Annotated in this window: 24 protein-coding genes; 22 read left to right on the top strand and 2 right to left on the bottom strand. The window is 43.2% G+C overall.

The genetic code is table 11. From position 1 onward, the window contains the following. Window positions 1-2 precede the first annotated feature (2 nt). A complete protein-coding gene (locus tag ACTWP7_RS06340; RefSeq protein WP_443122468.1) occupies window positions 3-1,025 on the top strand; it encodes a SepM family pheromone-processing serine protease in 1,023 nt (340 codons plus the stop codon). 38 nt (window positions 1,026-1,063) lie between these two features. Here the strand turns inward: ACTWP7_RS06340 and ACTWP7_RS06335 are convergent, their stop codons facing one another. Further along, a complete protein-coding gene (locus tag ACTWP7_RS06335; protein ID WP_443122467.1) occupies window positions 1,064-2,269 on the bottom strand; it encodes a nucleotidyltransferase in 1,206 nt (401 codons plus the stop codon). A 206-nt stretch (window positions 2,270-2,475) separates the two neighbouring features. On the opposite strand from ACTWP7_RS06335, the gene ACTWP7_RS06330 reads away from it, so the two are divergent. The 4 genes from ACTWP7_RS06330 to ACTWP7_RS06315 all read left to right on the top strand — a co-directional run bounded on the left by ACTWP7_RS06330 (window position 2,476) and on the right by ACTWP7_RS06315 (window position 5,130). Beyond that, a complete protein-coding gene (locus ACTWP7_RS06330; RefSeq protein WP_443122466.1) occupies window positions 2,476-2,997 on the top strand; it encodes a YceD family protein in 522 nt (173 codons plus the stop codon). Window positions 2,998-3,044: 47 nt separating this feature from the next. After that, on the top strand, window positions 3,045-3,218 hold the full coding sequence (gene rpmF, locus ACTWP7_RS06325) for a 50S ribosomal protein L32 (RefSeq protein WP_014643101.1): 174 nt from the start codon (window positions 3,045-3,047) through the stop codon (window positions 3,216-3,218). Between the two features lie 600 nt (window positions 3,219-3,818). Further along, on the top strand, window positions 3,819-4,592 hold the full coding sequence (locus ACTWP7_RS06320) for an enoyl-CoA hydratase/isomerase family protein (RefSeq protein WP_443122465.1): 774 nt from the start codon (window positions 3,819-3,821) through the stop codon (window positions 4,590-4,592). A 61-nt stretch (window positions 4,593-4,653) separates the two neighbouring features. Continuing rightward, the gene (locus ACTWP7_RS06315; protein ID WP_443122464.1) at window positions 4,654-5,130 is read left to right on the top strand and encodes an RsfA family transcriptional regulator; all 477 of its coding nucleotides are present in this window, start codon (window positions 4,654-4,656) and stop codon (window positions 5,128-5,130) included. Window positions 5,131-5,258: 128 nt separating this feature from the next. Here ACTWP7_RS06315 and ACTWP7_RS06310 read toward each other — a convergent pair whose 3' ends face one another. After that, window positions 5,259-5,741, bottom strand: a complete 483-nt coding sequence (locus ACTWP7_RS06310; RefSeq protein WP_443122463.1) for an N-acetyltransferase — start codon at window positions 5,739-5,741, stop codon at window positions 5,259-5,261. A 161-nt stretch (window positions 5,742-5,902) separates the two neighbouring features. Between ACTWP7_RS06310 and ACTWP7_RS06305 the strand changes: the two genes are divergently transcribed. The 17 genes from ACTWP7_RS06305 to ACTWP7_RS06225 all read left to right on the top strand — a co-directional run. After that, the gene (locus tag ACTWP7_RS06305) at window positions 5,903-6,787 is read left to right on the top strand and encodes a 2-dehydropantoate 2-reductase (protein ID WP_443122462.1); all 885 of its coding nucleotides are present in this window, start codon (window positions 5,903-5,905) and stop codon (window positions 6,785-6,787) included. After that, window positions 6,787-7,164, top strand: a complete 378-nt coding sequence (locus ACTWP7_RS06300) for a DUF3397 domain-containing protein (protein ID WP_443122461.1) — start codon at window positions 6,787-6,789, stop codon at window positions 7,162-7,164. The genes ACTWP7_RS06305 and ACTWP7_RS06300 overlap by 1 nt, the downstream gene beginning before the upstream one ends. Before the next feature lie 96 nt (window positions 7,165-7,260). Further along, the gene (gene bshC / locus ACTWP7_RS06295; protein WP_443122460.1) at window positions 7,261-8,886 is read left to right on the top strand and encodes a bacillithiol biosynthesis cysteine-adding enzyme BshC; all 1,626 of its coding nucleotides are present in this window, start codon (window positions 7,261-7,263) and stop codon (window positions 8,884-8,886) included. A 158-nt stretch (window positions 8,887-9,044) separates the two neighbouring features. After that, window positions 9,045-9,476, top strand: a complete 432-nt coding sequence (mraZ, locus tag ACTWP7_RS06290; RefSeq protein ID WP_443122459.1) for a division/cell wall cluster transcriptional repressor MraZ — start codon at window positions 9,045-9,047, stop codon at window positions 9,474-9,476. A gap of 21 nt (window positions 9,477-9,497) precedes the next feature. Further along, complete coding sequence (gene rsmH / locus ACTWP7_RS06285) at window positions 9,498-10,478, top strand: 16S rRNA (cytosine(1402)-N(4))-methyltransferase RsmH (protein ID WP_443122458.1); 981 nt, start codon at window positions 9,498-9,500, stop codon at window positions 10,476-10,478. After that, window positions 10,475-10,843: a cell division protein FtsL gene (gene ftsL / locus ACTWP7_RS06280; RefSeq protein ID WP_014643110.1), complete on the top strand. Its 369-nt coding sequence runs from the start codon at window positions 10,475-10,477 to the stop codon at window positions 10,841-10,843. The genes rsmH and ftsL overlap by 4 nt, the downstream gene beginning before the upstream one ends. A 27-nt stretch (window positions 10,844-10,870) precedes the next feature. Continuing rightward, window positions 10,871-13,015, top strand: coding sequence for a penicillin-binding protein (locus tag ACTWP7_RS06275; RefSeq protein ID WP_443122457.1), 2,145 nt, complete (start codon window positions 10,871-10,873; stop codon window positions 13,013-13,015). A 90-nt stretch (window positions 13,016-13,105) separates the two neighbouring features. Then, window positions 13,106-15,028, top strand: a complete 1,923-nt coding sequence (locus tag ACTWP7_RS06270) for a stage V sporulation protein D (protein WP_443122456.1) — start codon at window positions 13,106-13,108, stop codon at window positions 15,026-15,028. A gap of 134 nt (window positions 15,029-15,162) precedes the next feature. Then, a complete protein-coding gene (locus ACTWP7_RS06265) occupies window positions 15,163-16,638 on the top strand; it encodes a UDP-N-acetylmuramoyl-L-alanyl-D-glutamate--2,6-diaminopimelate ligase (RefSeq protein ID WP_443122455.1) in 1,476 nt (491 codons plus the stop codon). Continuing rightward, complete coding sequence (locus ACTWP7_RS06260) at window positions 16,635-17,996, top strand: UDP-N-acetylmuramoyl-tripeptide--D-alanyl-D-alanine ligase (protein ID WP_443122454.1); 1,362 nt, start codon at window positions 16,635-16,637, stop codon at window positions 17,994-17,996. The genes ACTWP7_RS06265 and ACTWP7_RS06260 overlap by 4 nt, the downstream gene beginning before the upstream one ends. A gap of 45 nt (window positions 17,997-18,041) precedes the next feature. Then, entirely contained in the window at window positions 18,042-19,028 is a 987-nt protein-coding gene (gene mraY / locus ACTWP7_RS06255) for a phospho-N-acetylmuramoyl-pentapeptide-transferase (RefSeq protein ID WP_014643115.1), read from the top strand. Beyond that, complete coding sequence (gene murD / locus ACTWP7_RS06250; RefSeq protein WP_443122453.1) at window positions 19,025-20,371, top strand: UDP-N-acetylmuramoyl-L-alanine--D-glutamate ligase; 1,347 nt, start codon at window positions 19,025-19,027, stop codon at window positions 20,369-20,371. Before mraY ends, murD begins: the two co-directional genes overlap by 4 nt. Before the next feature lie 61 nt (window positions 20,372-20,432). Then, window positions 20,433-21,533, top strand: coding sequence for a stage V sporulation protein E (gene spoVE, locus ACTWP7_RS06245; protein WP_443122452.1), 1,101 nt, complete (start codon window positions 20,433-20,435; stop codon window positions 21,531-21,533). Between the two features lie 521 nt (window positions 21,534-22,054). Continuing rightward, window positions 22,055-23,113 carry an FtsQ-type POTRA domain-containing protein gene (locus ACTWP7_RS06240; protein ID WP_443122451.1) on the top strand — a complete coding sequence of 353 codons (1,059 nt, stop codon included), beginning with the start codon at window positions 22,055-22,057 and terminating at the stop codon, window positions 23,111-23,113. Window positions 23,114-23,421: 308 nt separating this feature from the next. Beyond that, window positions 23,422-24,711: a cell division protein FtsA gene (gene ftsA / locus ACTWP7_RS06235; protein WP_089751883.1), complete on the top strand. Its 1,290-nt coding sequence runs from the start codon at window positions 23,422-23,424 to the stop codon at window positions 24,709-24,711. A 75-nt stretch (window positions 24,712-24,786) separates the two neighbouring features. Further along, window positions 24,787-25,941, top strand: a complete 1,155-nt coding sequence (gene ftsZ, locus ACTWP7_RS06230; protein WP_014643120.1) for a cell division protein FtsZ — start codon at window positions 24,787-24,789, stop codon at window positions 25,939-25,941. 231 nt (window positions 25,942-26,172) lie between these two features. After that, a partial coding sequence (locus tag ACTWP7_RS06225) for an RNA-guided endonuclease TnpB family protein (protein WP_443122450.1) occupies window positions 26,173-26,634 on the top strand: 462 nt, incomplete at its 3' end.

The following is a 26,634-nucleotide window of genomic DNA, read 5'->3' as shown; positions in this document are numbered from 1 at the left end:
GAATGAAAGCCAATAAGCGCGTACTCATTACTGGAATCATAACCGCAGTGATTATTGCATTTTTAGCGGCATATCGATTACCGTTTTATATTTACAAACCAGGTTCTGCTGACGCTTTGGATCCGATTGTCGAAGTCGTCGATGGGTATGATAGTGAAGGTGATATGCATCTGGTAACCGTAAGAGGCGGACAGGCAACACCAATTCAGTGGCTGATGGCTAAAATCAGGCCATACAACCAAGTTTATCCGATCGAACAAATCCGTCCAGAAGGTATATCAGAAGAAGAATATTACCATGCTCAACTGCAAATGATGGAATCTTCTCAGGAAGCGGCTAAAGTGGTCGCTTATCAGGCAGCAGATAGAGACATTGAAATTAATTTCGAAGGCGTTTTTGTCATGAGTGTTATTCAGGGAATGCCTGCAGAAGAAAAACTGCAATCAGGAGATGAAATTCTGGAAGTTGATGGAAACAAAATCCAGGAGTCCAGCGACTTAATTAATTATGTGACGGATATGAAAAAAGGATCAAATGTAACATTAACGATCAAAAGAGACGAGGAGACGCTTCAAAAAGACATCGAGCTTGCTCCATTTCCTGACAATCCGGATAAAGTAGGGGTAGGAATTTCGCTTGTAACGGATCGATCCGTTAAGGTTGATCCAGAAGTTAAAGTGAAGAGCGGTGAAATCGGCGGACCCAGCGCTGGCTTAATGTTCTCGCTTGAGATCTATGATCAGTTAACAGAAAACGATGTTACGAAAGGATTTCAAATTGCGGGGACCGGTGAAATTAACTACGAAGGGCAAGTAGGAAGAATCGGCGGTATAGATAAGAAGGTTGTAGCGGCCTCGAATGATGGGGCGGACATCTTTTTTGCTCCGAATGAAGAAGGACGTGAAAACTCAAATTATCAAGTAGCCAAACGGACCGCAGAGGACATTGAGACAGAAATGAAGGTAGTTCCCGTGGATACGTTCCAAGAGGCTCTAACCTATCTAAAGGACCTTGAACCAGCCTGATAAGAAAGAAGCAGCCTTCTCAGAAGGCTGCTTCTTTTTTAATGTTGAACGGGGGCACCGTACTCCGCTTTGATCATAGCGTTTCTTACAGAAGCTTCTAAAACACTGTAGTATGCGATTGCTGCTCTCTCCTCAATATCCAGCATAAGATGATTCATTTGCTGTGGCTGAGTGAGTAAAGGGATTCTCATCTGCTTCTTAATCGAACGCAAATAATCTTTCCCGGTGTCACTCATAGCTAATACGCGTACATAAGGTGGAGGCTGGTTCAGCAGCAATTGAGCATCCTGCTTTTCAGTGCCTGTTAAAATATGCACGAGCGTGCGCTGCAATCTTGTCCACGTATAACGTTTCGTCTTTAATTTTTCCATAAACTGCTGAAAATTCTCAGATTCTTTAATGATTCGTTGAAGCCGGTATTCAAGCCCTTCATCGACTCCTTGGATAGAACGAAGATCTTTCGGTTTCAAAGTTAAGATTTTGTGCTGCAGTAAGGAGAAATACTGATTCCATTCATGCCACATGCCCTTGTTTTCCTTATATAAAAGCAGCTGGTCCCGAGTGACTTCTGGTATAGAGTCCTGAACAAGGTGATTCATACCGTCAGCTAAGAGTTCTTTTCTTATACTGGTGGCACTTGCAATATTTCCCTCAATCGTTTCGTCATGGTAATGATTTTTTTCTCTTTTAATGGTAAGAGGACGAATCTGATTATTGTAGGCGAGGATTTGTTTTACGTAGCTGTAGCCCAGAATATTGTTGGGCTGAGCCAGATCAATACTGTTCGTTGGCAATTCAACAGCCTGGTAACCAAAACAAGAGGCTTCAGGAAAGGAGTACCCCTGATTTAAATGTTTCCTTACGGTTTCATCATAAAGCCCCGCATGTTGCTCCAAGTGATCGTGAGCGCTTAGAAAAGCCTGTATATCACCACTTTCACTGCCGAAACAGATAGATTCCACCCCAATTTCAGAAAGAGTCTGCACGGCTCCCTGACTGAAATAGTCACTGTGCTCAACAGCATATATGTAGGGAAGCTCCAGTACGAGATCGGCACCAGATTTTAAAGCTGCTTCAGCCCGGTGCCATTTATCAATGATGGCAGGTTCCCCGCGCTGCAGGAAGTTTCCACTCATGATGGCAATCATACAATCAGCTTCTGCAGTTTCTTTCGAACGTTCCAGGTGATAAAGATGACCATTATGAAAAGGATTGTATTCCACGATAACCCCGCATGCTTTCAAATGAGTTCCTCCTTCAAAATAAAGTAGATTTTAACATGTATTGAATTTATTTTATCATGAAGAGGAAGAAAATTCGCATACAAAGGGTAAAATATGTTATCTTAATGAAACCATTGAGAAATGGGTAGCATTTGCTGTAAAGAAAAAATATTGACAAATGACGTAAATCCTTTTACAATAACTCTTGTTGCCATGAGGTGATAACTATGAAATTTCCTCTCCAGAAACTTAAACAAGCAGGTGACGAACCGTTTGTTTTTGAAGAAGAGGTAGATATTCGCGAATTAGAAGAAATGAAAAATGACATTCGCAGGATTTCCCCTGTCCATGTCAAAGGTCAAGCCGTCACACACGGAAATGATATTACGGTGACTTTTTCAATTGATGGAGAAATGGTTTTACCTTGTGCCCGGACATTAGTCGATGTGACTTATCCGTTTAAAATTGATGCACTGGAAGCCTTCAGTCTTTCTCCTTATCATGAGGAAGAAGATGATTCCGAAGTTCATCCAGTGCAGGGAGAAGTGCTTGACTTGACGCCTTATATCAAGGAAAATGTACAGTTGGAGATTCCAACTAGAGTATTTTCCAATGATAATGAGGCTCAGGATGCAGCCCCCCAGGAAGGGAAAGGCTGGCAAGTAGTTACTGAGGAACCAGAGGAAAACAAAGTGGATCCTCGAATGGCTAAACTGCAATCATTATTAGATGAAAAAGAAGACGAATAAGAAAATCGTTTCGGTTTTCTAATCGTAAATAAAAGGAGGTGTAGAACATGGCAGTACCTAAGCGCAGAACGTCTAAAAAAGTCAAAAATCAACGCCGTACTCACAAAAAACTTCACGCACCAAAAATGCACAAGTGTGAAAATTGCGGTGAGTTCACTAAGCCACACCATGTTTGCAAATCTTGTGGACAATACAACGGAAAACAAGTGGTTAACAACTAAATTCTTGTTGGAGAAAGAGTCTGAACATAAGTCAGGCTCTTTTTTTATGTTCAGAACTTTTAAGCGTTGCACCTTTTTTCATGATCGGCTTATTACACAATCGGGCCGGATTGTGGAAGACTCCGTTTCGAGATATTTTATGAGAAGAAAGGTCCGGAGGGGGATAATTCGCTTTCCGCGGGCATGTGTTGAGCCTCCTCAAGCTAACGCTTTCCGGGGTCTCACCGATCATGTTCATCCCGCAGGAGTCTTCATTATCCCCCTCCGGACTTTGCCAAATCAGAAGCTCGAAACCACTTCATACAGATTACGGAGGAGAACCAATCTCTTCTGGAAGGGTCCGTTCGCAACATTATAGTTGGGGTGGTGGGGAAATGACGAGACTCCCATGGGAGAAGGGACTAGGTGAGATCCCACAGGGAGTGAAACGAGCGAGGAAGCTCACCGTTCCTCCATAGGAAAGCGAGTTATTTCCCCACCAGCCCCTGTTCATCTAACGTAAAGGACCCATTTATCTCGAAACTGAGTCTTACACAAACGGGAGCTTTTCTGGATGATCTTCACTGAGGAGTTTTTGTGTTAAATTAATGAATAGAGGTGATGGAGATGGAACAGGTCCGGCTGGACATTAAAGAGGAAAACTATGCAGTAATCACGCTTCAAAGATCTGCAAAAATGAATGCGGTTACTCGACAGATGACTAGAGAGTTGAAGGAAGCGTTGAATCAGGTAAGTTCGAATCATACGCTGAAATTTGTGGTCATCACTGGGGAAGGGGAGCGTGCTTTTTGCACAGGGGGCGATTTAAACGAATTTCACGGTGATATGTCAGCAGATGAAGCTTATAATCTGCTACGTCCCATGATGGAGGTACTCCATCAACTCGCTACACTTCCTATACCCGTGATCGCTCTATTGAACGGTCAAGCTAGAGGAGGAGGCTGTGAAATTGCTACGGCCTGTGATTTCCGTTATGGACGTAAGGAATCTAAGTTCGGCTTCGTTCAGGGCAACCTCGGGATCACTCCTGGATGGGGCGGAGGGGTCCTTCTATACCAGCGTCTAACTTCAGGAAATGCCGCTCACTGGCTGATGGACGCGGAAATGTATGAAGCAGAGAGAACGCTTCATATAGGCTGGCTGCATAGAATATCTTCTTTGGAAGATATAAAAGGTTTAAAAGATATTCACCCTTTCTTAAATAAAACGGCGGCTCAAATGCGTGTATTTAAAAAACAGCTGCTCAAAGAAAGCTTTCCAGAGGATCTTTATGAGCGGATGGAAGAAGAGGTGCGGCTCTGTTCAGAGTTATGGGAAACAGAGGAACACAAACTAGCGGTGGAAAAGTTTATGAGCACAAGAAAAAATTTATGAATACTATTCTATCAACCATCCTTTCTGCATAACTATAAACAAACAATAGAGGAGGGATGGTATGGATGCCCCTAGACAAGACGCCTGGAAGGAAGAAGAAGATGTACTTCTGGCTAACACGGTTCTTAAGTACATCCGGGAAGGAAAAACACAGCTTGAAGCCTTTCAGGAAGTCGCTGAACATTTGAATAGAACCCCTGCAGCCTGTGGGTTTAGATGGAATGCGACTGTACGAAAAGATTACTACGAAGAAATTCAAGAGGCGAAACAAAACCGCAAAGAAAAGCGCACGATTTATACAAGTATTCCTTCAGCTGAAGATACACCACTATCGATTGATGCTGCAATATCCTTCTTAAAAGAAATGAAAGTAAAACAGTATGACGAAAAAGGGAAACAGAAGCTTGAATATGAGTTAAAACAGCTGAGTGAAGACAATCAGAAGCTCAGACACCAGTTGAAACAGTGGGAAGCGGCTTGGAATGAAATGGATAAACTCGTTCATTGGGTCAAACAACATCAGAAGACTCCTATGTAAACGAACAAAGCTATTTTATTGTATTCTCATTAATTGATAGGCCCTGCTGGCGGGTTTTCTCGCTGTAAAGTCCGGATAAGGAAAAGGCCCCTACACGTCATGTAGCGGCCTTGTTTGTGTTTATATTATTAAGCGTTTGTATCCCTTTCCTCGACACCTGTAGGCATCCAGATGAGTGGATTTTCACCTAAGTCACGTTCCACATCATAATTCGCCTTTTGAAAGCCCATTTTTTCCCAGAAACCGTGGGAATTAATGCGGGGATTCGTTTTTATAGGGAGCTCGAAGCTTTTCGCAAACTCGACCAGGTCTTTTCCAAAGCCCATGTCCCGGTAGTCAGGAAGGACTTCAAGTTTCCACAGCTCGAGATAGTCCTGAGGAGGAACGAAATACTTATCGTATTTGGCGCGAACACGGTATAAGCTCATGCGAGCCACTAAAGCGCTTCCATAATAGACGCCAAAAAAAGGCGATTCGCTGTCATTCTCTACAATGTTGCTCTCCAGATCTTCAAGCATAGCAAGCTCCTGGTTGCCATATTCTTTGAAACGTTTGAATTCTTCTAGTGTTTTATAATTGACCAGTAAAGGTTTTACTTTCGTGGAAGTCATCATGAAGATTCCCCTTTCAATTTATCTTTATCTTCCTTTATTATAATATAAAAATTTTCAGAATGAAATGAACAATTAGTGGACTGACAATTATCGACTGCTATTGTACACAAGAGTCTGCTACAATAATAAAAAATATTGAGCGAAGTGAGGGAAGATCGATGGATATAGGAATCATTGGGGGAGGTGCCATAGGGCTGCTAACGGCTGCCTATTTGGGCAGGAACCACGAAGTTCATCTGTATGTAAGAAGAGAAATGCAGAGAAATGATATAGAAAGAGAAGGCGTGTATTGTGATGGTCTGGGGGAATCTACTCGGGTGCGAGTACATACCATTGAAGAGGGTGTAAAGAATCATGATCTGTTAATCATTGCAGTTAAGCAAAAAGATGTTGATCCGTTATTAGATATGAACTTACCTACAGGTGTTCCATTCCTTTTTTTACAAAATGGGATGGGCCACCTGGAGCGAATAAAAGAACTTCGGAATTTATGCTGGCTTGGGGTGGTTGAACACGGCGCACTAAGAGTAGGGGACACGCGTGTAAAGCATACAGGAAAAGGAAAAATGAATCTGGCCGCCCTGCCTTTTCAGGAAGCTGGTCTTCAACAGATGATAAAAGCGTTGCATACCGAAGAGTTCCCGATTTCTTTTAGAGAAGATTATGAGGAAATGCTTGCTTCGAAATTGCTGATTAACTCTGTAATCAATCCTCTAACAGGCCTGTTTCAAGTTAGAAATGGAGCTGTTTGCACAAATCATTATATTAGATCCCTGGCCTGGCGTTTGTGCCAGGAAGCCTGTATGGTATTAGGTCGCAGCGTGGACCAGGAATGGGAGCGTGTATTATTGATCGCAGAACTCACGTCTGAAAATCAATCTTCTATGCTCATGGACTTAGAATACGGAAGAAAAACTGAAATTGAAGCCATAAATGAGTATTTGGTAAAACGAAGCGTTCATCCTTTGCCGAACCACCAATTTGTAGTGGATGCCGTGCACGCCATTGAAGTTCGAAATGAGGGGAGACAAACGAAGAGATGATGGAATTCCTGGTTTTCTCATTAGCTGCGATCCTCACCTTGCCAGTTCCGGTACTGTTGATTTTCTATGTGTTTGCCAGGAAATTCAAGCGTCACAAGTGGAAAGCTATTCATCAGACTGCTAATTTCACCGCGCCCATTTTCATCTTATCTGTGCACGTCCTTTTGCTCGTTATATTTGAACAGAATTTTTTTGCTTTTATTATGATTTTTCTACTGATTCTTTTGGGTCTTTCCCTTATTGTCCAGTATCGAAAGGACCATGATGTTCAGCTCAAACGGGCTTTCAAGGGTTTTTGGAGAGTCAGCTTTTTAGTTTTTTCCCTTTTTTATTTAGGGCTGACTGTATATGGTCTGGTCGATCGATTATTGGGATAAGAAACAGATTAGATGAACTCCCTGAATCTTTTTTGTACAATACTAAGAGGATACATACTACAAAGAATATTTGCCCGACAAAGGAGTAGTTCATAAATGCGTATCGATCCTATTCAATTAAAGCCGAAACAGAGACTGTTTCATGATTATAAATATAACTTCGAAAACGTAAAAGATAAATTCTCATATGCGCCCGGAGATCCGGAAGCCTGGGAGAAGCGGCTGCAGTTTCTGCAAGGCCAAACCTACCAGCGCAGCAATCTTTCAGAGGTTTTAAAAGAAATGAATGAGCGGTGGGGGGCACCGGAAAGTACATTGGATAATATTGAAAGGCTAAAGGATGAAAACGCAACCGTGGTTATAGCGGGACAGCAGGCGGGGCTGCTTACAGGTCCGTTGTACACGGTTCATAAAATCATTTCTGTTCTTCAGCTGGCTAAAAAGAAGGAAGCGGAACTAGGTAAGCCTGTTCTCCCGGTTTTCTGGATTGCGGGAGAGGATCATGATTTTGATGAGATTAACCACATTATGGTTAATAGTCATGGGAGAATGAAAAAGATGGCGATCTCCCAGGAACCAGACCGGAAAGCTTCTGTCTCTGATATTAAAATTGATCAGAGAGCTGGAGAAGAATGGTTGAAGCAAATATTCAGTGAGATAGATGAGACCGAATACACGGGTGATTTTTATCAACAGACTCTGCGCTTATTGGAGCAGTCGGAGAGCTATAGTGATTTCTTTGCTAAGCTGGTTTATCTCCTGTTTCCAGATGAAGGTCTGGTAGTGATGGATGCTCATCGTCCGGAAGTGCGTAAGCTTGAGTCTGCTTACTTTACTTCAATGATTCAGCATAATGCCGAAATCGCTCATCGTGTTTTTTCATCCATTCAGTTAAATGCCCAGGAAGGATACGAGACTGCGTTAGAAAGTGAAGCAGAAGATGCTCATTTGTTCTACCATCATGAGGGAGAGCGTGTTCTTCTCACTCGTGAGAAAGAGGGGAGCTTCAGGGGCAAACAGAATGAAGTCCTGTTATCGGAACAGGAATTATTAGAGATAGCAGAACACCACCCTGAGTGTTTAAGCAATAATGTAGTGTCAAGACCGCTCATGCAGGATTTCTTATTCCCTGTACTCGCATTTATAGGTGGACCAGGCGAGATTAATTACTGGTCTGTACTTAAACCTGGCTTTGAAGCCGTCGGTCTTCAAATGCCTCCGGTACTTCCTCGTTTATCCTTTACATTGATTGACCGTAAGGCCGAGCAGGAGTTGAAACACTTCCACATAGAACCTCAGGAAGCTGTACAATTTGGTACCGGCGAAAAGAAAATGAGGTGGATTGCGTCCAAGAGTGCCCCGCCTATTCCTCAGCTTAGTGCTCAGGTGAAAGAGGAAATTGAGCGTATTCATAAGCCTCTTAGAGAAAAATCTGCGGAACTGGGACCAGATCTTGAAGGTCTTGCAGATAAAAATCTTCATTACATTTATCAGCATGTTGATTATTTAGAAAAACGGATGGCTAAAACTTTGGAAGAGAAATACGAAAAAGAAGTGACCCAGTTTAATGAGTTGGATTTACTTCTCCACCCTGCAGGCGGTCTTCAAGAACGGATATGGAGTATCCTCCCGTGGGTAAATCAGCAGGGAATGGACGTTTTCCAGCGACTAAATCAGCATTTGTTAACGTTTGATCAGGATCATTATGTGGTGTATGTGTAAAAACCCTCCACCTTTCTCCACCTCATAAGAATATCGTTAATCCCTTTAAAATCTTGCCTTTTCAGGCAGGATTTTTTTTGTGAGTGCAGAAAAATTAAAAGTATGTGGAGAAAAGTGGGGCGATGTGGTAAGGTGAAGACAGAAGGTGGGGAACCAACATGTTCATGGGTGAATTCCAGCATAACATTGATACGAAAGGGCGGATCATAGTCCCGTCCAAATTTCGTGAAGATCTTGGGGAAACGTTTGTCCTTACTCGAGGTTTAGATCAATGCTTATTTGCTTATCCTATGAACGAGTGGAAGCTGCTTGAAGAGAAGCTTAAGAAACTCCCCCTCACCAAGAAAGATGCCCGCGCTTTCACCAGATTCTTCTTTTCAGGTGCCGTCGAATGCGAGGTGGACAAGCAGGGAAGGATCAATATCCCTCCTCCGCTTCGGAAGTACGCTTCACTTGAGAAAGAATGTGTAGTTATCGGCGTATCCAACCGGATTGAATTCTGGAGCCACGAGCATTGGGAAACGTATTTTGAGGCATCGGAAGAATCATTCTCTGAAATTGCGGAGAATATGCTTGATTTTGATATTTGAAGATGAGAAACGAGTGAGTACATGTTTGAACACTACAGCGTATTAAAAGAAGAAACTATAAAGCACTTAAACATTCATCCTGACGGTACATATGTCGACTGTACGCTTGGGGGTGGAGGGCACTCAGAAGTGATTGCCTCCATGTTAAGCGAGAAGGGCCGTTTAATTTCATTCGATCAGGATGAAGCAGCCCTGGAAGCGGCTCGTGAACGTTTGGATGAATATTCGGATCGAATGATTTTTGTGCATGCCAACTTTAGAGAATTAGAGAGTGAACTGGAAGGATTAGGTTACACTGAAGTCGATGGGATTTTATACGACCTTGGTGTATCGAGTCCTCAATTAGACGTTGAGGAACGTGGATTCAGCTATCATCAAGATGCACCTTTAGATATGCGGATGAATCAATCTAATGAACTAAGTGCCAAAGAAGTCGTGAATGAGTGGCCGTATGAGCGTCTCGTAAGAATTTTCTTTAAGTATGGAGAAGAGAAATTTTCTAAACAGATTGCCAGAAAAATTGAAGCCGCACGAGCTGAGAAAATGATTGAAACAACAGGTGAACTTGTCGACCTAATTAAAGAGGGAATCCCTGCACCCGCCAGGCGTAAGGGTGGGCATCCGGCGAAGAGAATTTTTCAGGCGATTCGTATTGCCGTAAATGACGAACTGGGTGCTTTTCAGGATAGTCTGCATCAGGCTGCCCGAGTGTGTGCCGTGAATGGACGGATTGCCGTGATTACCTTCCATTCTTTAGAAGACCGCTTATGTAAGCAAGCTTTTAAAAAATGGAGTTCTAATCCGCCTCTGCCCAAAAATATCCCCGTTATCCCTGAAGATAAACAGCCGCCATTTGAGATGGTTACACGTAAACCGATTGTTGCGGAAAGTGAAGAATTGGAAGAAAACCGTCGTTCACGCTCAGCAAAGTTAAGAGTTGTAGAGAAGATTAAACCTTGGAATTCAGAGTTTCAATTTGAAGAAGGGTGGAAGCAAACATGAGTGTAGAGAAAATAAGAAAAGAGGAGCAGCCTTTTCATCAGCCTGAGAGACAGAAACAGGTTAAAAAAGTAAAGCTACGCAAAAAGCAATGGATCAGTACAGGGGAAAAAATGCTTTATTCGGCAGCCACAACATTATTTCTCGCAGCCTCTGTATTTCTTGTGCAATTTTCGGCGTCAACGGATGAGCTGAATCGTGATATTCGAAGCTTGGAACAGGATATTTCTAAACAGGAAACTCAAAATGAGAACCTGGCTTTTCAAGTAAAAGAACTGAGCAACCCGGACCGCATTCTTCAGATCGCCAAAGAGAATGGACTGGACATCCAAAATGCGCAAGTCAAACAAGCGGCTAATATCGAGTAATAAAATCTTAAAACTGGTGATGTATATATGAAAAATCCAAACACACATAGGGGTGCAGCTCTGCTCATCCTTGTGTTTTCTTTTGTATTTCTAATTATTGTCGGCCGGTTCCTTTATATTGAAACTACAGCGACTGTAGAAGGTGTAGACTTAAAAGAATGGGCGGAGGAGATCAGGACAAGCTCTTACAAGATTGATGCCGACCGCGGTAAAATCTATGATAAGAATGGAATGGTGCTGGCTTATGATCGCCCTATGTATCGCTTACAGGCGATTGTAGACCCGGACTATTCGGCCAATCTTGAAAATCCCAAACACGTAACGGATCCTGAAAAAGTGGCTTCAAATCTTGCTCCTTTACTTGGACTTAAGGAAAGTGAAATGATTGAAACCATAAAGAATGGTCAGGAGAATGATCGCTTCCAAGTAGAGTTTGGAGCTAATGGACGGGAAATCTCCCAAGAAGAAATGGAAGAGATTAAAGATTTAAACTTAAATGGTATCACGTTTCAGGAAGAAGCTAAGCGCTATTATCCTAACGGCGTTTTTGCCTCCCATCTCATTGGGTTTGCCCGGTCACAAGACGGCGATATCAAAGGTGTTACAGGAATAGAAAAGCAAATGCAGAAGTATTTGAAAGAAGAAGAAGGAAAAATAAGCTATGAACGTGATAAATACGGAACAAAACTGCTGGATCCGAATCAGGTGATGAAAGAGCCGGATGACGGAGAAAATGTTTACCTGACGATTGATCAGAAGATCCAGACCTTTCTGGAAGATGCTATGTCTCAAGTAGATGAACAATACAATCCGGAGAAGATCATGGCCGGTGTTATGGATCCAGATACAGGTCAGATCTTAGCCATGAGTAATCGTCCAAGTTATAACCCTAATGACCTTGGGGAGGTAGAGAACTGGTACAATGATTTGATAGCTTATCCTTTCGAACCAGGCTCCACAATGAAAATGTTCACATGGGCTTCAGCGATTGAAGAAGGAGTTTATGATGGCGATGAGTTATATAAATCCGGAAGGTATCAAGTAACTGAGAATTCAAGTACTATTGGTGATCATAACAACGGAGAAGGCTGGGGTATGATTTCCTTTAATGAAGGGTTTCAGCGATCCTCAAACGTTGCTGCATCCATCCTTGCTTATGAGAAATTGGGACCCGATATGTTTAAGAAATATCTCTCTGATTTTCATCTCAATCAACAGTCTGGAATTGACTTACCTGGAGAGAAAACAGGTTCATTCGTTTTTGATAAGCCAATTGAGCAAATTACGACCGCGTTTGGTCAAGGCTCAACGGTTGCACCGATCCAGCTCATGACAGCTGCTACCTCCATTGCAAATGATGGCAAGATGATGAAACCTTATATTCTATCAAAGATTTCTTCAAGTAAGGACGGGGAAATTTTAAAAGAGCGCTCCCCTGAAGTTATTGGAGAACCTATTTCAAAATCAACAGCCTCTCAGGTGAGAGATTTAATGGGGCAGGTAGTCACTTCGGAAAATGGAACCGGTCAGAAATTTAAACTTGATGATTTTTCCCTTGCGGGTAAGACCGGAACCGCACAGATTAGTAAACCAGGAGGCGGCTATATGACTGGAAGAGAGAACTACACGTTTTCTTTCATGGGCATGGCTCCGAAAGATGATCCTGAACTATTAATGTATGTGGCCGTCCAGCAGCCTAATTTGGATAATACCGAGTATGGCTCAGATCCTGTATCTCACATTGTGAAAACGGTCATGGAAAACAGCCTCCATTATCTCGATATTAAACCAGATGAGGAGAGTCAAACCAAAGTCTCTCAAGTAAAACTTCCTGATGTCACCGATCTTTCTGTGGAGAAAGCGACCAGCAGATTAAAAGAAAACTTCAATCGGGTGGAAGTGATTGGTCAAGGCAGTGAGGTAGAGAAAATATTACCTGAACCAGGCGCCGAGCTAGTAAAGAATCAGAGAGTTATGGTAATAACTGATCAACCAACGATGCCTGACCTGACAGGCTATTCTTTGAGAGATGTCCACCGTCTTGCCGAGTATTTTGGCTTCAATATAGAAACGATGGGTAATGGGTACGTAACCAAGCAGAGTATAGCTCCAGGTTCAGAGATTCAAGAAGAAGGTTATCTGGTGGTGGAACTAGCACCGCCAGAATCATAGGAAGACCATTCCAGACAGTGTTCTAATCGCTTCTACAATGCATATAGTGATACAAGCTGACTCTACCGACTTTCAAAAGGAGTTATGTGGATGAGAAGAGTATCACAAGTCATTGTTAAGAAGCGGTTGATCACTGTTTTTCTTGTGGGAATGGTTATTTTTGGTGTCATTATAGGAAGGCTCGGGTACGTGCAATTTGTACTCAGTGATTTTCTGATCGCCAAAGCAGAAGAGTCATGGAGCCGTGATATCACGTTTGAACCAGAAAGAGGCAACATTGTGGATACAAATGGGGAAGTGCTTGTCGGTAATCAGTCGGCTCCAACCGTTATGGTCGTACCAAGACAGGTAAAGGATCCTGAAACCACGGCTAAGAATTTAGCTCAAATTCTTGAGATGAGTGTGGAGAAAGCGTACACTCACGTTACGAAACAAATATCTATTGAAAAAATCCACCCAGAAGGCCGCAAAATTTCTGAGGATAAAGCAGAAGCTATCCAATCCCTGGGTATGCCTGGTGTTTACATCGCAGAAGATTCGGAGCGATACTACCCTCATGGTTCGTTTCTTTCCCATGTTCTTGGCTTCAGCGGCATTGATAATCAGGGACTGCTTGGTCTTGAAGCCTACTATGATGATGAACTTAAAGGTGAAAAGGGAGCCCTTTCTTTCTTCTCCGATGCAAAGGGGAAACGAATGCCTGACATGGCCGATATCTACAAACCCCCGGTGGATGGAAAAGATCTTCAGCTCACGATTGATTATAAAGTGCAGGCCATTATTGAAAGAGAGCTGGATATTGCCCAAAGCAAGTACAATCCAGATGGAGCGGTCGCTTTAGCGGTGGATCCTGATACTGGGAAAGTAGTAGCTATGGCCTCGCGTCCGAATTTTAATCCAGCAAATTATCAGGAAGTTGAACCAATGGTTTATAATCGCAACTTGCCGGTTTGGAGTACGTACGAGCCGGGTTCTACTTTTAAGATTATTACGCTCGCAGCGGCTCTTGAAGAAAATCTGGTCGATCTTCACGAGGAACATTTTCACGATTCAGGTGCTGTGAAGGTAGATGGAGCCACATTACACTGCTGGAAGCGGGGAGGACACGGGGATCAGACGTTTCTGGAAGTTGTTCAAAACTCTTGTAACCCAGGGTTCGTTCAATTGGGCCAGCGCTTAGGAAAAGATAAACTTTTTGAATATATTGACCGGTTTGGTTTCGGTGAAAAGACCGGTATAGACTTGGAAGGGGAAGGAAAAGGAATCTTGTTTAAGCCTGAAAATGTTGGTCCTGTAGAACAGGCAACGACAGCGTTTGGACAAGGAGTTTCTGTTACCCCTATTCAACAGGTAATGGCCGTAGCAGCAGCTGTGAATGGAGGATATTATTACGAGCCTTATATTCAGGAAGCCTGGCTTGATCCAGTCACAGGAGAAGCGGAAGAAAAGAATGAGCCGAAAGTAAAGGATCGCGTAATCTCAGAAGAAACATCCGCACAAATCCGTAAGGCACTGGAGAGCGTGGTGGCTAAAGGAACAGGTCGCGGAGCTTACGTCGAAGGTTATCGCGTAGGTGGTAAGACGGGTACTGCCCAGAAAGTTGGACCTGACGGAAGGTATATGGAAAACAACCATATCGTTTCCTTCATTGGCTTTGCGCCTGCAGATGATCCTGAATTAGTGGTTTATCTCGCCATCGATAACCCGAAGGATACCGTCCAGTTTGGCGGCGTGGTCGCGGCTCCGATCGTTGGGAATATCATGGAAGACAGCCTGAGGGCTTTAGAGGTGAAACCGCGTAAAGATGGGCTGGAAAAAGAATACACATGGCCAGATGAGCCATTGGTTGAAGTTCCGAATGTTACGGGACTTGAGAAGAAAGAGCTCAATCAGCTGCTCACCAACTTAAAAATCGAGGCAAGTGGAAAAGGAGATAAAGTGATTACCCAGGCTCCTGAGGCTGGAGTGAAGGTGCCAAGCGGATCCAAGGTCCGGGTTTATATGGGCAATTAGAATAGTCTGTTGCAATTTGTTTCAACTTGGTGAACAAACCGTAACGATAAACCGTTCAAAAAAACAATAATGGGCATACAGAAGGTTCGGCAATTTGCTATAATGAATCTTGTATGTGGGTAAGGGTGACAGTTATGAAAATGAAAAAGTTACTGAAGCTTATGCCTTTTTATAAAGTAACTCAACCCCTGTCAGACATTACGGTTCAAGGGATTTCGATGGATTCACGATCCACGGGTCCCGGCGACCTTTTTATTTGCATTCACGGTGTAGAAGCTGATGGACATGAGTATGTGCAAGAAGCGGAAGCTAAAGGGGCTGCTGTCGTCATGGCGGAAAGAGAAGTCACAACCAGCCTGCCTGTTGTGATCGTGAATGATACGGTGAGGGCTCTTGCAATGGCGGCTTCTATTTTTTATGGATTTCCATCTGAACACTTGAGGGTGATCGGAGTTACCGGAACGAATGGGAAAACCACCATTACGTATTTATTGGACGAAATCTTTCGGAACAATAATCAACGGACAGGGATGATCGGCACGATTCAAGTGTCCATCGCAGGAAAAACCTATCCAGTTAAGAATACCACTCCGGACAGTCTCTCACTTCAGCGTTATTTTGCGGAAATGCGCAAGGCGAAGGTAACTACAGCAATAATGGAGGTCTCCTCGCATGCGCTTGATCAAGGCCGGGTCTATGGCTGTGATTTTGATATTGCCATCTTCACCAATCTCACCCGCGATCATTTAGATTACCACGATAACTTTGATGATTATCTTCGGGCTAAGTCCCTATTGTTTGCTCAATTAGGTAACGGGTATAATAAAGGGCGGCGCAAGTTTGCTATCATAAATAAAGATTCTGAGCAGGCGAAGCGTTTTATCCGCTCGACTTCACAATCCCTGCTTACGTATGGGATTCACACCAATGCAGATATAATGGCAAAGGACATCAGACTAGGAGAGACAGGCGCTGCTTATATTCTGGTAACACCTAAAGGGGAAATTGCCATTAACAGCCCTCTAATGGGGCTTTTCAGTATTTATAACATGCTTGCCGCAGCTGGAGCAGCAATTTTGTCGGGTATTCCTCTTACCGTCATCAAACATGCTTTCGAAATGACCCGCGGAGTGAGGGGACGTTTTGAACCGGTTCGGGAAGGGCAGGAGTATGGAGTAGTGATTGATTATGCCCATACACCGGATTCCTTGGAAAATGCTTTAAATACCCTCTCAGAATTCTGTGAAGGTTCCATTTACGTAGTGGTGGGGTGCGGGGGAGATAGAGACCGGAGTAAGCGCCCGTATATGGCAGATGCCGCGATGAGCAGGGCCGACTATGTGATTTTTACTACAGATAACCCACGCTCGGAGGATCCTAAGCAGATTTTTCAAGATATGACCAGTCACTTGAGCGATCCATTTGAATTAATTGAAGACCGGGAGCAGGCGATTGAACATGCTCTTAAGCGAGCAAAGTCAGGGGATATGGTACTTATTGCTGGAAAAGGACACGAAACCTATCAGGAAGTGAATGGTGTGAGACACCATTTCGATGATAGTGAAGTAGCTAAAATGATATTAAAGAGAATGAAGGAGCGTCCATCATGATTTTAGAAGTGCAAGAACTGACTACCCTCTTCCCTGAATTTAAAGGAGCGGCACAAGACAGAATTACATTAAGAGAAGTTCTAACTGACACAAGAGTGGAAGCTAAGCAGAGTTTGTTTATACCTATAGTGGGTGAGAATTTTGATGCCCATGATTTTATAAAGGACGCGATTAAACAAGGGGCGGTCGCAGCGCTCTGGCAAAAGGATAAAGATCTGCCTTACGCCGTACCGACCGATTTCCCTGTCTTTTTTGTTGAGGATACAACGAAAGGACTTCAGGAAGTGGCCGAGTATTATTTGCAGAAGGTTCGTCCTTTAGTCATTGGAATAACCGGATCCAATGGAAAGACAACCACAAAGGATATAACGGCTTCCGTGTTAAGCCGGAAGTATAAGACGCATAAAACAGCTGGAAATTATAACAATCATATCGGACTTCCCTTAACGATCCTTGCCATGAATGAGGATACAGAAGTTCTCGTCCTGGAAATGGGGATGGACCGGGCGGGTGAGATCTCCGTCTTATCAAAACTTGCTCATCCTAAATATGCCATCATAACAAATATTGGTGAATCTCATATTGAAAACCTTGGCTCCCGTGAGGGCATCGCTTCTGCTAAGCTGGAAATCAAGGATGGGATGTTAGAGGATGGTGCGTTAATCATTGATGGGGATGAACCGCTGTTACATGCCGTCAAACAGGATGAAAGATCAATATTATGCGGGTTCGATAGCACCAGCGATACCCAAGTGGAAATAATCAACACTTCAGACGATGCCAGTGAATTCAAAATTAATGGAAAAGAAACTTATAAGCTGCCTCTCGCTGGAAGACATAATGTGAAAAATGCGTCTTACGTCATTACTCTGGCAAAAAAAGTTGGACTGTCCACTGATCAAATTCAAGAAGGCTTTGACCATCTTCAGATGTCGAGCATGCGTTATGAAAAACATATTGGAATAAATGACTCTTTAATCATAAATGACGCCTACAACGCCTCGCCGACCTCAATGAAGGCTCTGATAGAAGTGATGGCTCAACTAACTACGAAGTCTCGCAAGGTTCTGATTCTCGGGGATATGTTTGAACTTGGGGAACAGTCCCGCATCTTACACCGCGGTGTAGCTGAAGCCGTTACCGATAAAATTCACGCCGTTTATACCATTGGCGAGCATTCCGAAGAAATATCCAGGGCGGTCGCAGAACGGCAGCCGCAGATAGCAACAAAGCATTTTACAGATAAAGAAACTTTAAGTCATCATGTACGTGCAGCATTAACGGCCGATACCGTGGTTCTTATTAAAGCTTCGAGAGGAATGAAGCTGGAGGAATTACTGAACGATCTCGTAAAATGATTCATAGGAGATGATGGACAACGAAGTAACAGGAGGTACTAGAAAATGAACGACTACATATTACTAATCACTATGGCATTATCATTCGCTCTTACAGTAGTGATATCACCGATCATCATTCCTTATTTGAGACGTTTGAAGTTCGGTCAAGCTATTAGAGAAGAAGGGCCCGAATCTCACCAGAAAAAATCAGGAACGCCTACGATGGGCGGGGTAATGATTATCATTGCGGTACTTGTCACTACGCTCTGCGCATCATACTGGTTTACACCGGGTTCTTCCAACGTCCACCTATTTCTCGTTTTATTTGTACTGCTCGGGTATGGGCTGCTCGGGTTTTTAGATGATTATATAAAAGTAGCCTTAAAGCGAAATCTCGGGTTAACTTCAAAACAGAAAATGGCTGGCCAAATTATTATCGCACTTGTTGTTTACATTATTTTAGAACGAACAGGTTTTCCTACTTTTATTACGGTGCCTGGCACGTCTTTTGAATTGGAACTGGGCTGGGGATATGGCCTGCTCATTCTATTCATGCTTGTAGGAGGGTCCAACGCGGTTAACTTAACAGACGGTTTGGATGGCCTGCTTGCTGGAACAGCAGCTATTGCTTTCGGAGCCTTTGCTATCCTCGCGTGGACGGATCAGTCTAATGTGGAAGTAACTATTTTTACACTTGCTGTTGTAGGAGCATTACTAGGTTTTCTCGTATTTAATGCACACCCCGCCAAGGTGTTTATGGGGGACACCGGATCGCTCGCTCTTGGTGGAGCAATTGCAATTGCAGCTATTTTAACAAAACTGGAACTCATTCTTGTAATCATCGGCGGGGTGTTTGTACTCGAAACACTATCCGTTATTATCCAGGTTATTTCATTTAAAACAACAGGCAAGAGAGTCTTTAAGATGAGCCCACTGCACCACCATTATGAACTGAAAGGCTGGTCCGAGTGGCGCGTCGTCACAACGTTTTGGACAGTAGGTCTTGTATTTGCTGTACTTGGGATTTATATTGAGGTGATGTTTGGATGAAGACGTTAACGAATTTTCCTTATAAACATGTGTTAGTCGTAGGCTTAGCTAAAAGCGGCACGGCGGCCGCCCATCTTCTGCTTGATTCAGAGATCAACGTTAGAATCAACGACCTGAAGGCTGATAAAGAGAGTGAAGAAGTTCAGAAGTTAATCGAAAAAGGGGCAGAAGTCATTACAGGTGGCCATCCGCTTGAAGCGCTTGAAGGAATAGAACTGATCGTTAAAAACCCAGGCATCCCATATGAAAACCCCTTAATTGCTGAAGCTGTAAACTGGGGAGTCCCGGTCGTTACGGAGGTAGAGCTTGCGGGAAGACTTCATGACGGTCCGCTGATTGCGATTACGGGTTCCAATGGAAAAACCACGACCACAACATTAATCCACGAGATCATTAAGGCTGATGATCAGCCTGTTTCCGTAGCAGGGAACATTGGAAAAGTCGCTTGTGAAGTAGCTCGTTCGACCAGCGATGAAGAGGCCATGGTTGTTGAAATGTCCTCCTTTCAGTTGCTGGGTACAGAAACGTTCAAACCGGACGTTGCGGTGTTATTAAACCTCTACGAAGCTCATTTAGATTATCATGGTACGCTTGAGGCTTATCATAATGCAAAAGCAAAAATTATAAAAAACCAGACCGCAGAAGATACTTTTGTCTACAATGCCGATGATGAGAAGATCATGAGCTACCTTCCGGGTGCCAAGTCGAAACAGGTCCCTTTTACTCTTAATCAGCAGGGCAGTGGGGCATGGGCAGATAAAGAATGGATCTATTTTAATAAGGAAGCTATTATGAAGAAATCGGAAATCGTACTGGTAGGGGAGCAGAATCTGCAAAATATCCTGGCCGCTTTAGCTGTGGTGAAAACAATCGGGATTTCCAATGAAGCCATTCACCAGGTGTTGACGACCTTTGCCGGCGTGAAGCACCGACTGGAGTACGTACAGGAGAAAAACGGCAGGTTCTTTTACAATGACTCTAAAGCGACCAATATATTAGCCACTTCCTATGCATTGCGATCCTTCCAGCAGCCGATTATTCTGCTCGCAGGGGGGCTGGACCGGGGGAACAGCTTTGAAGGGCTTGCTCCGTATCTCTCAAACGTCAAAGCAATGATCGTATTTGGTGAAACGGCTGACCTTCTAAAAGAGACCGGTACGTCTGTCGGTATCAAAGATATCATTAACGTAGAAACTATGGATAAGGCTGTAACTGAAGCTTATCGTCTATCCAATCAAAATGATGTCGTATTATTATCTCCGGCTTGTGCGAGCTGGGACCAATATCGTACATTCGAAGAAAGAGGCAACATGTTTACAGAAGCTGTGCATAAGCTGAAGTAAGGGCTTTATGCGACAAGCTTGAGCCCTGTTTTCCATTCTGATGGGAGGTAGGGCTTTTTTTATGGAAGAAAAACAAAGAAAGCCGGATTTATGGTTAGTTGCCGCTATACTAGGGATATTGATCATGGGGATTGTTATGGTTTACAGTTCATCAAGCATCTGGTCTGAGTATAAGTTTGATGACCCGTGGTTTTTTGCGAAGCGTCAAATGCTTTTTGCTTCTGTAGGGCTGGTGGCTATGGTGGCGTTATCAAGAATTCCTTACTACGTTTGGCACAGCCATTCCAAGTGGATTTTGATCATGTGTCTTGTATTTCTAGTTGCTGTATTAATTCCAGGTGTGGGTATGGTACGTGGAGGAGCTAGGAGCTGGATTGGCGTAGGAATGTTCAGTATTCAGCCTTCCGAGTTTATGAAACTTGGGTTAATTTTATTTCTGGCACGTTTCTTATCTGAACGTCAAAAGAAAATGAACTCATTTCAGCAGGGATTTCTTCCTGGACTAGCTTTAATCCTCGTCCCGTTTGCATTAATTATGCTGCAGCCTGATTTAGGGACAGGCGTTGTTATGGTAGGGACATGTATGGTGATGATGTTTACTGCTGGAGCCAGAATCAGCCATTTTATGTGGATGGCCGCGGCAGGTATGGCTGGAATGATCGCTTTAATTGCTTCCGCCCCTTACCGAATTAAGCGTATTACCGCATTTCTTCACCCATGGGAAGATCCCCTTGGAAGCGGATTTCAAATCATCCAATCTTTGTATGCCATTGGTCCAGGGGGATTGCTTGGTCTTGGGTTAGGCAACAGCATGCAGAAATTCTTCTACTTACCTGAGCCTCAGACAGACTTTATTTTTGCGGTACTTGCAGAAGAACTTGGGTTCCTGGGGGGAGCTTTTATCCTGATTTTATTTTTCATTCTCCTATGGAGAGGAATTAGGACCAGTCTCTACGCTCCTGACCTTTTTGGTTCACTTCTAGCTCTGGGCATTGTAGGAATGGTGTCCATTCAGGTGATGATTAATGTTAGTGTAGTAACGGGGCTGATTCCCGTAACTGGGATTACGCTTCCTTTAGTGAGTTATGGCGGATCGTCTCTCACTCTTACTCTTGCCTCGCTAGGATTATTGCTTAGCGTCAGCAGATTTTCAAGTCATTAAAAGACGATACAGATTTATCTGCATCGTCTTTTTGTTATTTCCCTGACTTTATTAAACGTAGTTAATAGATTATTTGAGAGGCTCATTGAATTATTAGACCCTGCTGCGCGACGCAGGGTCGTTCGATGTTGCCACAGGACGTGGCGGTATTAGTCGAACAGGCTTTTATAGACCTATTTATCTCGAAACTGAGTCTATACAGCATCGGAAGCTTATCTGTAAAATCTACATTCAAATCTAACAGGTCTATTTCTATAATTTTATTGTGAAACTCGTGGAAAACGGATGACGAGAAGCTGTAATTCTGACATACTAGTCAATGAAAGCGGATAAATGAGAAAATAGAAGAAAATATTATTAAACTAGTTTAACTCACGTAATCCGTTAGCGAAAATTTGTGATATAATGGGAGTCATTAGATGAAGAAACCCCTTCATTGAATTAAGTAATGGTAAATCATTCTTTCATACAGCTTAATGCAGCATCGAAAGGGTGTCTAGCAGTAAGGAGAAATGCCCGTTATGGAAGAGAGAAAAGTCGTTTCCATAGAAGATCGCATACCTAAGTTGAAGCAGACAAGAAGGAAAAAAGCAAACAGAAGACTGATTCTTTATTTGATGATTCTCTTTATACTTATTGCGGTTGTGATTTATTTACAGTCACCGCTGAGTAATGTAGGTAATATAGAAGTCCAGGGGGAAAGGCATGTAACTGCTGATGAAATTAAGGAACTGGCTAATATAACCACAGAGACTAATTATTGGAAAGTAGATACTGATTCTATAAAAAATAATGTTGAATCTCATAAAGAAATTAAGAGTGTGAATGTGAATCGAGATTTTCCGAATACTGTTCAGATTCAAGTAGAAGAAGCAGAACGGATCGGATACGTGCAAACGAACGGTGAATTCTCTGCCATTCTTGAAAATGGAACTAAACTAGAAGCCGCTTCTTCACTTCCTGGAGGAGATGCGCCGATCCTGGCCGGCTTTTCAAAACAGACTTATCTTGAAGAAATGTCCAAAGAGTTAAAGGAATTACCTCAGAGTGTAACAAATTTAATTTCCGAAATTCATTGGGAGCCTAAAGAAGACAACCCTTATCAAATTAGGCTGTATATGAACGATGGCTTTCAGGTACTTGCTTCTATCCGTAATTTTTCTAATAAAATGACCATTTATCCATCCATTGTGGCTCAATTGGAAGAAGGCGCTGAAGGGATTATTCATATCGATGTAGGTGCTTATTTTGAAGAATATGCCGGCGCGGGGGAAGAAGGAAATACGGAAGGTGAAGTCCAGGCCGAGAGCCCGGATCAGGTTGATGAACCAATCTCTGAATTTGAAGCAAATAATGATCCCGAAGGTAATCCGGAATCATCACCAGAATCTGAAACAAATATCACTCCTCAGGAAGATCCGGAGTTAACCCCTCAACCTGAAACAAATGAGGATTCCGATCCTGATAGGGAAGACACTCCAGCCTCTGAACAGGAGGGCACTGAGCAAAGCGGAAGTCTAGAAGATAGTGATGAATCTGATTCTACAGACGATTCCAGCTCGGAAGAGTCCGGGCAGTAACCTTAGACAATTGATAAGGGTAATGGAAAAGTTATAAATGTTTCGACGGCAGCAGAGCAGAGTCAATTCATGTAGATTCAGTGAATGTTCCTTGACTTAAATTTGAAAAAATGCGATGAATGAAAAGGATATTCTTTAGACTTTGTGGAAATCAACTTAAAGAATAGCTTTAAAAATGATCTAAAGAAAAGCCGGAGTCTCAAAATTTATCATTTGATTTACGAAATGGTTGCAAAGATTGTTTTTTTATCGTAAATTCGATATGCTTTGAACTACTCAAATGGCTTGTAATAGGAGGTGCGCCACTGGTGAAACAAGAAGAAATATTAGTTAGTTTAGATATAGGAACGAGTCGTATAAAGGTAATTATTGGAGAGATCTCAAATGATACCCTCAATATTATTGGCGTAGGCTCAGCGAAATCAAACGGTATGAAAAAAGGGGCAATTGTTGATATAGATCAGACGGTCCATTCTATACGTTCAGCAGTAGAACAGGCAGAGCGCATGGTAGATATGAAAATTGACCGTGTAGTGGTAGGTATTAACGGTAATCATATTCAGCTGCAGTCCTGCCATGGAGTGGTTGCTGTCTCAAGTGAAAGCAGAGAGATTGGTAATGAAGACATTACACGGGTGATTGACGCAGCCCAGGTGCTATCTATACCTCCAGAAAGAGAAATTATTGATGTCATACCCCGCCAGTTTATCGTGGATGGACAGGATGAAATTACCGATCCTCGCGGAATGATTGGCGTTCGATTGGAAATGGAAGGTATGATTATTACGTGTGCTAAAACCGTTTTACATAACACTTTGAAGTGTGTTGAGCGTGCGGGGCTTGAGGTACTGGATGTTTGTCTTCAGCCTCTTGCTTCAGGGACAGTATCCTTGTCCAGCGACGAAACCAATCTTGGTGTTGCGCTACTGGATGTGGGCGGTGGATCTACCACAATTTCTGTTTTTGAAGACGGTCACCTTAAAGGAACCAGCTTAATTCCATTCGGTGGAGATAACATTACAAAAGACTTGTCGATCGGATTAAGAACATCGACAGAAGAAGCAGAAAAAGTGAAAGTCGAGCATGGGCATGCATTTTTTGATGATGCCAATGAACAGGAAACATTTTCTGTCACAATCATTGGAAGTAATCGCGAACAGGCATTCAATCAATTGCAATTATCTGATATGATTGAAGCTAGACTAGAAGAAATATTTGTCTTAGCAGCTGAAGAGCTACAGCGAATGGGAGTAAGAGAATTGCCGGGAGGTTTTGTACTGACTGGCGGAACGATGAACATGCCTGGCATACTGGAACTTGCCCAGGACGTATTCCATTCGAATGTTCGATTGGCAATCCCGGATTATATCGGTGTAAGAGAACCGCAGTTCACAAGTGGAGTGGGTATCTTGCAATTCGCCTATCGTAATGCGAAAATACAAGGAAAAGAGATTTTCCCATCTGTAACTGAAGAATTTGCACAACCAGCGCCTAAAAAACAGAAACGTGCTGCGAAACAGCAAAACGAAGAAAATGAAAAGCCCGAGAAGAAGAAAGAATCAGGCTTGTCCAACTTATTAAAGTATTTCTTTGATTAATGACAGGTCAAGGTCGGTCAGCGGACGGACACAAACAATAAATCTTGTAATCTCGTGTATTAGGAGGAACGGAAGATGTTAGATTTTGATACAAGCATGGACCAACTGGCAACCATTAAAGTTATCGGAGTAGGCGGCGGTGGCAGTAATGCCGTCAACCGTATGATTGAGCATGGAGTGCAGGGCGTAGAATTCATCGCCGTAAACACAGATGCTCAGGCACTGAATTTATCTAAAGCAGAAGTTAAAATGCAAATTGGTGGTAAATTGACTCGAGGTCTTGGTGCGGGTGCAAACCCGGAAGTAGGCCGCAAAGCTGCTGAAGAAAGTAAGGAACAGTTAGAAGAAGCTCTGCAAGGAGCGGATATGGTTTTCGTGACAGCCGGAATGGGCGGCGGAACAGGGACAGGTGCTGCACCGGTCATTGCACAAGTTGCTAAAGAACTTGGTGCACTTACCGTAGGTGTTGTAACACGTCCGTTTACATTTGAAGGTCGTAAACGCTCTACACAAGCTGCAGGCGGAATCGAAGGATTGAAAGGAAGCGTAGATACGCTGATCGTCATTCCAAATGACCGTCTTCTTGAAATTGTTGATAAAAATACACCGATGCTCGAAGCATTTCGCGAAGCAGACAATGTTCTTCGTCAAGGTGTACAAGGCATATCAGACTTAATTGCAGTTCCAGGACTAATCAACGTTGACTTCGCAGACGTTAAGACCATCATGGTAGACAAAGGATCAGCTTTGATGGGCATTGGAATAGCTACAGGGGAAAGCAGAGCCGCAGAAGCTGCTAAGAAAGCCATATCTTCACCATTGCTAGAAACATCCATTGATGGGGCACATGGCGTACTAATGAATATTAGTGGCGGAACCAACTTGAGCCTGTATGAAGTTCAGGAAGCAGCTGATATCGTTACATCAGCAGCGGATCAGGAAGTTAATGTTATCTTTGGTTCAGTTATCAATGAAAACCTGAAAGATGAAATTGTAGTTACGGTTATTGCCACTGGTTTTGATGAGACACAAATTGCTCAAGGGCAAAAGAAACGTCCATCTACAAGCCAGCCAAGTCCGAGCCAGCAAAAACCTAGTCAGCCTGAGCGCAGCGTACGTGAGGAACAGCCTCGCCGTGAAAGCCCTCAGCCGCAAAATCAAAAGCCAAACCAGGAAGAAGACACCCTGGATATCCCGACATTCCTAAGAAACCGGAATCGTCGCCGTTAAAATGAATTTAAAGATCGCTGCACCCCATAAGGTGCAGCGATCTTTTTTGTGGGCTATGTTAAACGTTATCACTGATTTTTATCATTCATCGGTAGAAGACTCCCTCTTCAAGCGCCGTGTTGAAGACCGGTGGCAAGGGGGAGATGAATGCCGTCGCCGTAAGGCGAATGCCTTTGAATATTCTCCCTTCCGTGATATCCTAAAGTAAGAACGTATGTTCCTGGTTAGGAGGTGGAAAGGTTGAAGCATAAAGCGTATAACTTTCGTATCTATCCAAATAAAACCCAAGAATCGCTCATCACTAAGACAATCGGTTGCGCTCGTTTTGTCTTCAATCATTTCCTCTCCGAATGGAGCAGTGCCTACAAGGAAACCGGAAAAGGTTTGAGTTACTCTACTTGTTCCAAACAACTACCCAAGCTTAAAAGAGAATTCCTTTGGTTAAAGGAAGTGGATAGCACGGCCATCCAAACGTTGGTCAGACATCTTTCTGACGCTTATAAACGGTTTTTCAAAAAGCAAAACCAAGCTCCACGGTTCAAATCAAAGAAGAACAGAGTCCAGTTCTACACCACAAAATGCACAAACGGAAATATTGCCATCCAGGATCGCAAAATCAAGCTGCCTAAGCTGGGGCTTGTGAGATTTGCCAAGAGCCGTGAAGTGAAAGGTCGCATCTTGAGTGCGACGGTT

It is taken from the genome of Halobacillus sp. B29 (assembly GCF_052246755.1).
Taxonomy (GTDB): Bacteria; Bacillota; Bacilli; order Bacillales; family Halobacillaceae; genus Halobacillus; species Halobacillus halophilus.
This window is presented reverse-complemented; position numbering and strand designations above follow the sequence as displayed.

Excerpts from the sequence above, each read along its gene's own strand:
- spoVE (WP_443122452.1), top strand. The coding sequence starts at position 20,433 with ATGGAAGAAAAACAAAGAAAGCCGGATTTATGGTTAGTTGCCGCTATA.
- murD (WP_443122453.1), top strand. The coding sequence starts at position 19,025 with ATGAAGACGTTAACGAATTTTCCTTATAAACATGTGTTAGTCGTAGGC.
- ftsZ (WP_014643120.1), top strand. The coding sequence starts at position 24,787 with ATGTTAGATTTTGATACAAGCATGGACCAACTGGCAACCATTAAAGTT.
- ACTWP7_RS06265 (WP_443122455.1), top strand. The coding sequence starts at position 15,163 with ATGAAAATGAAAAAGTTACTGAAGCTTATGCCTTTTTATAAAGTAACT.
- ACTWP7_RS06270 (WP_443122456.1), top strand. The coding sequence starts at position 13,106 with ATGAGAAGAGTATCACAAGTCATTGTTAAGAAGCGGTTGATCACTGTT.
- mraY (WP_014643115.1), top strand. The coding sequence starts at position 18,042 with ATGAACGACTACATATTACTAATCACTATGGCATTATCATTCGCTCTT.
- ACTWP7_RS06260 (WP_443122454.1), top strand. The coding sequence starts at position 16,635 with ATGATTTTAGAAGTGCAAGAACTGACTACCCTCTTCCCTGAATTTAAA.
- rpmF (WP_014643101.1), top strand. The coding sequence starts at position 3,045 with ATGGCAGTACCTAAGCGCAGAACGTCTAAAAAAGTCAAAAATCAACGC.
- ACTWP7_RS06300 (WP_443122461.1), top strand. The coding sequence starts at position 6,787 with ATGGAATTCCTGGTTTTCTCATTAGCTGCGATCCTCACCTTGCCAGTT.
- ACTWP7_RS06320 (WP_443122465.1), top strand. The coding sequence starts at position 3,819 with ATGGAGATGGAACAGGTCCGGCTGGACATTAAAGAGGAAAACTATGCA.
- mraZ (WP_443122459.1), top strand. The coding sequence starts at position 9,045 with ATGTTCATGGGTGAATTCCAGCATAACATTGATACGAAAGGGCGGATC.
- ACTWP7_RS06305 (WP_443122462.1), top strand. The coding sequence starts at position 5,903 with ATGGATATAGGAATCATTGGGGGAGGTGCCATAGGGCTGCTAACGGCT.
- ACTWP7_RS06330 (WP_443122466.1), top strand. The coding sequence starts at position 2,476 with ATGAAATTTCCTCTCCAGAAACTTAAACAAGCAGGTGACGAACCGTTT.
- rsmH (WP_443122458.1), top strand. The coding sequence starts at position 9,498 with ATGTTTGAACACTACAGCGTATTAAAAGAAGAAACTATAAAGCACTTA.
- ACTWP7_RS06340 (WP_443122468.1), top strand. The coding sequence starts at position 3 with ATGAAAGCCAATAAGCGCGTACTCATTACTGGAATCATAACCGCAGTG.
- ftsL (WP_014643110.1), top strand. The coding sequence starts at position 10,475 with ATGAGTGTAGAGAAAATAAGAAAAGAGGAGCAGCCTTTTCATCAGCCT.
- bshC (WP_443122460.1), top strand. The coding sequence starts at position 7,261 with ATGCGTATCGATCCTATTCAATTAAAGCCGAAACAGAGACTGTTTCAT.
- ACTWP7_RS06310 (WP_443122463.1), bottom strand. The coding sequence starts at position 5,741 with ATGACTTCCACGAAAGTAAAACCTTTACTGGTCAATTATAAAACACTA.
- ACTWP7_RS06275 (WP_443122457.1), top strand. The coding sequence starts at position 10,871 with ATGAAAAATCCAAACACACATAGGGGTGCAGCTCTGCTCATCCTTGTG.
- ACTWP7_RS06315 (WP_443122464.1), top strand. The coding sequence starts at position 4,654 with ATGGATGCCCCTAGACAAGACGCCTGGAAGGAAGAAGAAGATGTACTT.
- ACTWP7_RS06240 (WP_443122451.1), top strand. The coding sequence starts at position 22,055 with ATGGAAGAGAGAAAAGTCGTTTCCATAGAAGATCGCATACCTAAGTTG.